The sequence below is a fragment of the Anaerococcus obesiensis ph10 genome (genome assembly GCF_000311745.1).
Lineage (GTDB): Bacteria > Bacillota > Clostridia > Tissierellales > Peptoniphilaceae > Anaerococcus > Anaerococcus vaginalis.
Genome location: NZ_HE978531.1, coordinates 966,056 through 973,336, shown reverse-complemented (window position 1 = coordinate 973,336; position 7,281 = coordinate 966,056). Strand labels below are relative to the sequence as shown.

General features: G+C 30.6%; 4 protein-coding genes. 2 read left to right on the top strand and 2 right to left on the bottom strand.

Features of this window, described 5'->3' with window-relative positions; genetic code table 11:
- Positions 1 to 32: 32 nt before the first annotated feature.
- Complete coding sequence (locus HGAG_RS04885; protein WP_019118164.1) at positions 33 to 1,961, bottom strand: fructose-bisphosphatase class III; 1,929 nt, start codon at positions 1,959 to 1,961, stop codon at positions 33 to 35.
- An 87-nt stretch (positions 1,962 to 2,048) separates the two neighbouring features.
- Positions 2,049 to 2,678, bottom strand: coding sequence for a hypothetical protein (locus HGAG_RS04880; RefSeq protein WP_019118163.1), 630 nt, complete (start codon positions 2,676 to 2,678; stop codon positions 2,049 to 2,051).
- A 116-nt stretch (positions 2,679 to 2,794) separates the two neighbouring features.
- Here HGAG_RS04880 and HGAG_RS04875 point away from each other — a divergent pair, with 116 nt between their 5' ends.
- Positions 2,795 to 3,307 (top strand): nitroreductase family protein, encoded by a 513-nt coding sequence (locus tag HGAG_RS04875; RefSeq protein WP_019118162.1) that lies wholly within the window; start codon positions 2,795 to 2,797, stop codon positions 3,305 to 3,307.
- A gap of 256 nt (positions 3,308 to 3,563) precedes the next feature.
- Entirely contained in the window at positions 3,564 to 7,274 is a 3,711-nt protein-coding gene (gene rpoB, locus HGAG_RS04870; RefSeq protein WP_019118161.1) for a DNA-directed RNA polymerase subunit beta, read from the top strand.
- Positions 7,275 to 7,281 lie beyond the last annotated feature (7 nt).

The following is a 7,281-nucleotide window of genomic DNA, read 5'->3' as shown; positions in this document are numbered from 1 at the left end:
CAAGTAAAACTTGAAGATTTTTTTATTGTTTATTATTTATTTGAAATATTTTTGCCCTTATCTATAACTTCCAATAATTCTTTCAAAACTTCTATCCTTGCTCTTATTTTTTCTCCATCGTCTGTATCTTTTATAAGCATTCTTGGAATAAGTTTTTCTGTTTCGTAAATTTTTGGAGTGTAGGCTCCCATGTTATCTCTAATGTGTGAATATGAAACGTGTTCTGCAAGGGCTACGTGGTGGGAATTATACATCAAAGTGTAGCCAGCGATACCTGTCTTTTTTTGGTAAGGTTTAGAAATTCCGCCGTCAATTACATATAATTTTCCATTTGCTCTTACTGGTTTTTTGCCTTCTTTGACTCTTACTGGAACATGACCGTTTATGATTCTTCTTCTTTCGCATTTTAAATCAAATTCGTCTAAAATTTTATCGCAAATTTCTTCTTTTTTATTTAAATCATAATAGGCATTCATTTCTTCGTATTTTAAATTTTTATCATCTACCAATAAATTTTCAAAATATGAATATTGACTTTTGCCAAAAATTGGAGATTTTTTGCCACAAACCAAGTACCAGCAAATATCTTGAGCAAATACTTTTTTCTTTGAATCATTTGAAAAATAAGCATCTCTTGCAAGCTTATCAAAAATATCAAGCATGGCTTTTCCTTTATAGGATTTGCCATTTATAATTGCTTCTTGGAAATTTCCATCAGAATCCATTGGAATGCAGCCGTGAAATAAAAGTGAGCCGTTGGATTTTTTGTACATTGAACCATTTGTGTACATAAATTTAATGTGCTTATTTAAAAGAAGGTTTTTTGAAAATTCTTTTTGGAGAATATCAATTATAAATTCTTCCTCATAGGTTAATTTGCTTGGATTTTTTGGATCAATAGTTGGGAAATTTGTATCAAGGAGTTTTGCTCCCTTATAGGTCATTTCATCAAAATTAATATGTTTTAATGAATTTCTATCATTCATATTAAAATCTGGATTTCTTTCAAGAAGCAAGCTATCAAGTTTAAACCTAATTACACTCATAGCCTTATACATTTTTGCAGCCACATCTTTATTTACCTTGTCATAAATATTTTCTTCAAAAATTTTCGGCATAAATCTCTCACATGGATCATACCTATAAGTTTTCATCGAAAATTCATAAAGTGGTCTTAAATTTATTCCATAACCTTCTTCAATAAAATCAAAATTATTGTAGGAAAATGCATTGCAAAGGCAAGCTGCAATCAAAGCTTTATTTCCACTAACAGCCCCCATCCAAGCAAGGTCGTGGTTTCCCCATTGAATATCAACATTTGGAAAAGAAATTAATTCATCCATAATAATATGAGGTTCAGGACCCCTGTCGTAAATATCTCCAACTATGTGGAGGCTATCAACAGAAATTCTTTGGATTAGGCTTGATAAAACAATAATAAAATCATCAGCAGCCTTATATTTTATAATATTCTCAATTATCTTTTCATAATATAATTTTTTATTAAATTCAGAATCATTTGTGTACAAAAGTTCATCGATAATTTCCTTGTAATTTGTAGGAAATTTTTCTTTTACTGTATCTTTTGGATATTTTGTAGAAACAAACCTAAACAAATTTACAAGTCTGTGAATATTAATTGTGTACCAATCATCATCAACAATATTTTCTTCCTTTAATCTTACAAGTTCTCTTTCCGGATTATAAATCAAACTTGCCAAATCGTCTTGGTCTTTTTTTATTAAAGTATCGCCAAAATATTGCTTAGTCTTATCTCTAATATTTCCAGCAGCCGACCTTAAAAGATGAATAAAAGCCTTAGCCTCTCCATGAAGATCAGAAAAAAAGTACTCAGTTCCCTTTGGAAGATATAATTTTGCGTTTAAACCAATCAATTCATCAACCAAATGAGTTCTACTTGGATAATTTTCTCTAAGAAGATTTAAATATTTTTCGTTCATAACAAACCCTTTCATAATAATTTCAAAAAAAAGCAAGGCTAACCTTACTTTTTCTCTTTTCTATACCTATATTAAATTCAAAACAACTTACTTATTTTCTGTATCTTCTTTTCTATTACTTACAATATCTTTTTGATTTGTATTTCCCTCATCTTTTTTAACAAAAACTTGAGGATTTTCTTCTATCTTATTTTCTTTGAAATTTTCATCAGAAATTTCAATTTCTTTTTCATCTTCATTTGTTTTTTCAAAAGTTTTATTATCATCAACATTTATTTCATTAGAATTTTCTTCATCATTATAATAAACTTTGCTTTTTTCCTTAAGTCCAATCATAGAGCCAATAATAAGGAAAATATTAAAAAGATAAGATACAATAAAAATTTTATCCCTAAAAAATACTTGGCCGACAATAGAAATAAAAATAAAGAAAAATCCTGTAAAAATATTAAATAAAAAATATTCCCCAAACTTTATAGATTTAAAAATCTTTCTATCTACGGTTGAGATTAATATAAATAATAAAAAAAGCATCACAAACAAAATAGGTTTAATTATTTCAAGTGAAATATTTGAAAAGCCCAACAAATCAAAAATGGCAAAAACATAATTCCTATTTACCAATAAAGAAAACAAACTTGCCAAAAAAAGTGCCAAGCTAATAAACAAATAATAAATTGATGCTAGTCCTAAAAAAAACTTACTAATTTTTTTCATTAAATCCTCCTATTTAAATTAATTATACCACAAATATACAAAATCTACTTATCTATAAAAAACGATTTTTGATAAAAAATTTTATAGTATAATAAAAGAAAAGAAGGGAGATATTTATGGATTTTGACAAGGTAATAGATACAAGAGTTTCAACAAGAAAATATATAGATAAAAAAATTGAAAAAAATAATCTAGAAAAAATTGTAGAAGCAGGAGTAAAAGCCCCAGTTGGAAACAGCTTATACGAAAATATGGCAATAACTGTAATAAGCAATAAGGATTTAATTCAAGAAATTTTAGAAGAAGCTAGAGAAATTGTAAATGATCCAAAAGCAAATCCGATTTATTCAGCTCCATATTTAATAATAATTTCAGCAAAAGAAGGTCACATAACAAGACTTGAAGATACAGCTTGCATTATAGAAAATATGGCACTAAAAGCAACAGATCTTGAAATAGGCTCTTGTTATATAAGAGGAATGTTTGAAAGATTTGATAATAACGCAAAATTTATCAAAAAATTAAATTTAGAAGAAAATTTCTACCCAGTTCATGGTCTTATACTTGGTTATCCAGAAGAAAAATTACAAGGAAAAAATCATAAGATAAAAACAAATTATATAGACTGATTTATTTGACAAATTTACAAAAAAATATATAGTAAGTGAAAATCAAATAGAGATTAAAAAATAATTTGAAAAATCTCCTAAATTATTTGACATTTACTAGCGTGTAGTGATATAATAAACAATTGCTAGAATTCTAATTTAGCGAGATTTTTTATTTATGTAAAAAAGGCTTAGTTTTCTATTTTAAGCCTAGAAATTACATAAAAGGTCATAAGCAAAGTTTTAGGCTAAAAGCAAGATAAAGGAGTAATTTATAGTGCAATATCATAAAGAGTTATTTGGTAAAACTGAACGTGTTAGCTTTTCTAAATTTCCTCAAGTTCTTGATTTGCCAAACCTATTAAAAGTTCAAAAGGATTCTTATAGGTGGTTTGTCGAAGAAGGCTTGGGAGAAATCTTGGAAGATATTTCCCCAATCGAAGATTATAATGGCAATTTAATACTTGAATTTGTTGGATATGATTTTGATGATGAAACAAAATATACAATAGAAGAAGCAAAATACAAAGATACAACATATTCTAGAGACCTTAAAGTTAAGGCTAGGCTTATTAATAAGGAAACTGAAGAAGTAAAAGAGCAAGAAGTATTTATGGGAGATTTCCCAATGATGACAGACTCAGCAACTTTTGTAATAAATGGTGCTGAAAGAGTTATTGTAAGTCAGCTTGTAAGAAGTCCTGGAGTTTATTATGCATCAGAGCTTGATAAATCAGGAAATAAAATGTATTCTTCAACAGTTATACCTAACAGAGGAGCATGGATTGAATTTGATACTGACGCATCTCATACAGTAAATGTAAGACTTGATCGTACAAGAAAACTTCCAGCTACAACTCTTGTAAGAGCTTTACTTTTTGAAAATGATGAAGAAATAATTGAAGCTTTAGGAGATACTGAACATTTAAGAAACACTCTTGAAAAAGAAAATTCAGAAACAAGCGAAGAAGCTTTAATAGAAATTTACAAAAAATTAAAACCAGGAGACCCTGCCAGTCTAGAATCTGCACAAAATTTAATAAATAATCTTTTATTCGATGATAGAAGATATGACCTTGCTAAAGTAGGAAGATACAAATACAACAAGAAACTAGCTTTACATGATAGGCTTATAGATCAAATTTCTGCAAAAGATGTAGTAAGTGATGAAACAGGCGAGCTTTTTGTAAAAGCTGGAGAAATGATAGATAGACAAACTGCTCTTAATATAGAAAATAGCGGAATTAATGTTGTAGACATAATTGTAAAACAAGAAAACGGTGAGGACAAAGAATTAAGAATTTGTGGAAACCACTTTGTTTATCTTGATTCTTTTGAAGAATTAGAGGGATTTGATCTTGAAGATCTTGAATTATCAGAAAAAGTATATTATCCAGTAATGAGAGAAATACTTGACGAAAATGAAGATAAAGAATCAATTATAAATGAAATTGAAAGAAGAAAAAAAGAACTTTGTCCAAAAAATATAGTAAAATCTGATATTCTTGCTGCAGTAAATTATCAATTTAACCTTTTTGAAGGAATAGGCGATGTTGATGATATTGACCACTTAGGAAATAGAAGAGTTAGAGGCGTTGGAGAATTATTACAAAACCAATTTAGAATTGGTCTTGCAAGAATGGAAAGAGTTGTAAGAGAAAGAATGACAACTCAAGATCCTGACCTTGCAACTCCTCAAGGACTTATAAATATAAAACCAGTAACAGCTGTAATAAAAGAATTTTTCGGCTCAAGTCAGCTTTCACAATTTATGGATCAAACAAATCCAATGAGTGAGCTAACTCACAAAAGGAGATTATCAGCTTTAGGACCAGGTGGACTTTCAAGAGATAGGGCAGGAGTAGAAGTAAGGGACGTTCACGATTCCCACTACGGAAGAATTTGTCCAATAGAAACTCCAGAAGGTCCAAACATCGGTCTAATTACATCTCTTACAACTTATGCAAGAATTAATAAATATGGATTTATTGAAACACCTTACAGAAAAGTTGGCAAAGATGGACACGTAACAGATGAAATAGATTATTTAACTGCAGATGTTGAAGATAATTTCATAATTGCCCAAGCTAACGAGCCACTTGATGAAAATAATAGATTTATAAATGATCGTGTATCAGGACGTGGTATAAATGGAGAAAATGATATTTATCCAAGAGAAAAAGTTGAATATATGGACGTTTCTCCTCAACAAATCGTATCAGTTGGAGCAAGTTTAATTCCTTTCTTGGAAAATGACGATTCAACTCGTGCCTTGATGGGTGCCAACATGCAAAGACAAGCAGTTCCTCTTTTAAAATCCCAAGCTCCAATAGTTGCTACAGGAATTGAACATAGGGCTGCAAAAGATTCTGGTGTTTGTGTAGTAAGCAAAAACGCTGGAGAAGTTGTATATGTTGGAGATGAAAAAATCAGAATCAAAAGAGATTCAGATGGAGAAATTGATTATTATAGACTTCTTAAATTTAGACGTGCAAACCAAGGGACAACAATTAACCAAAGACCAATTGTAAAACTTGGAGAACATGTTGATGCAAACGAAATAATTGCAGATGGTCCTTCAACAGAACAAGGAGAGCTTGCCCTTGGTAAAAATATCCTTATTGCCTTTACAACATGGGAAGGATATAACTACGAAGATGCTATGCTTTTAAATGAACAATTAGTAATGGATGATGTTCTTACATCAGTTCACATAGAAGAGCATGAATGCGAAGCTCGTGAGACAAAACTTGGTGCTGAAGAAATAACAAAAGATATTCCAAATGTTGGCGATGACATGAAGAAAAATCTTGATGAAAATGGTGTTATTAGAATTGGTGCTGAAGTTAAAAGCGGCGATATTTTGGTAGGAAAAGTTTCACCAAAAGGAGAAACTGAACTATCTCCAGAAGAAAGATTACTAAGAGCAATCTTTGGAGAAAAAGCTCGTGAAGTTCGTGACACATCACTTACAGTTCCACATGGAGAAAGTGGTATTGTTGTTGATGTAAAAGAATATAACAAAAAAGATGGAGATGAATTATCTCCAGGTGTAAACAAAGTTATTAGAGTTTTTGTTGCAACCAAAAGAAAAATTATGGTTGGAGATAAAATGTGTGGTAGACACGGTAACAAGGGTGTTGTTTCAAGAATTATGCCAAGAGAAGATATGCCTTTCCTACCAGACGGAACTCCAATTCAAATTTGTTTGAATCCATTAGGTATTCCTTCACGTATGAATATCGGACAAGTTTTGGAAGTTCACATGGGACTTGCTGCAAGAACTATGGGATGGAAGATTGCTACACCAGTATTTGATGGTGCTTTGGATACAGAAATAGAAGAAGCCTTAGAAGAAGCTCAAAAGACAGCTCCTTATGTAAATAAAACTGGAAAAATCAGACTTCGTGATGGTAGAACTGGAGAAGAATTTGATAATCCAGTTACAGTTGGAGTTATGTATATGCTAAAACTTCATCACATGGTTGAAGAAAAAATCCATGCTAGAAGTATTGGACCTTACTCACTTGTAACTCAACAACCTCTAGGTGGTAAGGCACAATTTGGGGGACAAAGATTTGGAGAAATGGAAGTTTGGGCTCTTGAGGCATACGGAGCAAGTCATACTCTTCAAGAAATGTTGACTGTAAAATCAGATGATGTTACTGGAAGAGTTAAAACTTACGAAGCAATTGTTAAGGGAGAAAATGTTCCAGAACCAGGCACACCTGAATCTTTCAAGGTATTGGTAAAAGAATTACAATCTCTAGCCTTAGATGTTGAGCTTTTAGATGAAGATGGAAATGTAATTGAAATTAAAGAAAATATAGATGAACAAGATAAGTTCTCAGAAGTTGAAAAGATTGATGCATCAAAAATTAGAAGCCAATCAAAAAAACTCAGTGGAGCAAATCTTTCAGCAAAAGAAGAGGAAAAAGTAGAAGTAACTGATTCTACTAATGAAGATATAGAAGAGCTAGAAGATTAAGGGGGAT

Bases quoted from the DNA above. Each gene is read 5' to 3' on its own strand.
- HGAG_RS04885 (WP_019118164.1), bottom strand. From the start codon at position 1,961: ATGAACGAAAAATATTTAAATCTTCTTAGAGAAAATTATCCAAGTAGA.
- HGAG_RS04880 (WP_019118163.1), bottom strand. From the start codon at position 2,678: ATGAAAAAAATTAGTAAGTTTTTTTTAGGACTAGCATCAATTTATTAT.
- HGAG_RS04875 (WP_019118162.1), top strand. From the start codon at position 2,795: ATGGATTTTGACAAGGTAATAGATACAAGAGTTTCAACAAGAAAATAT.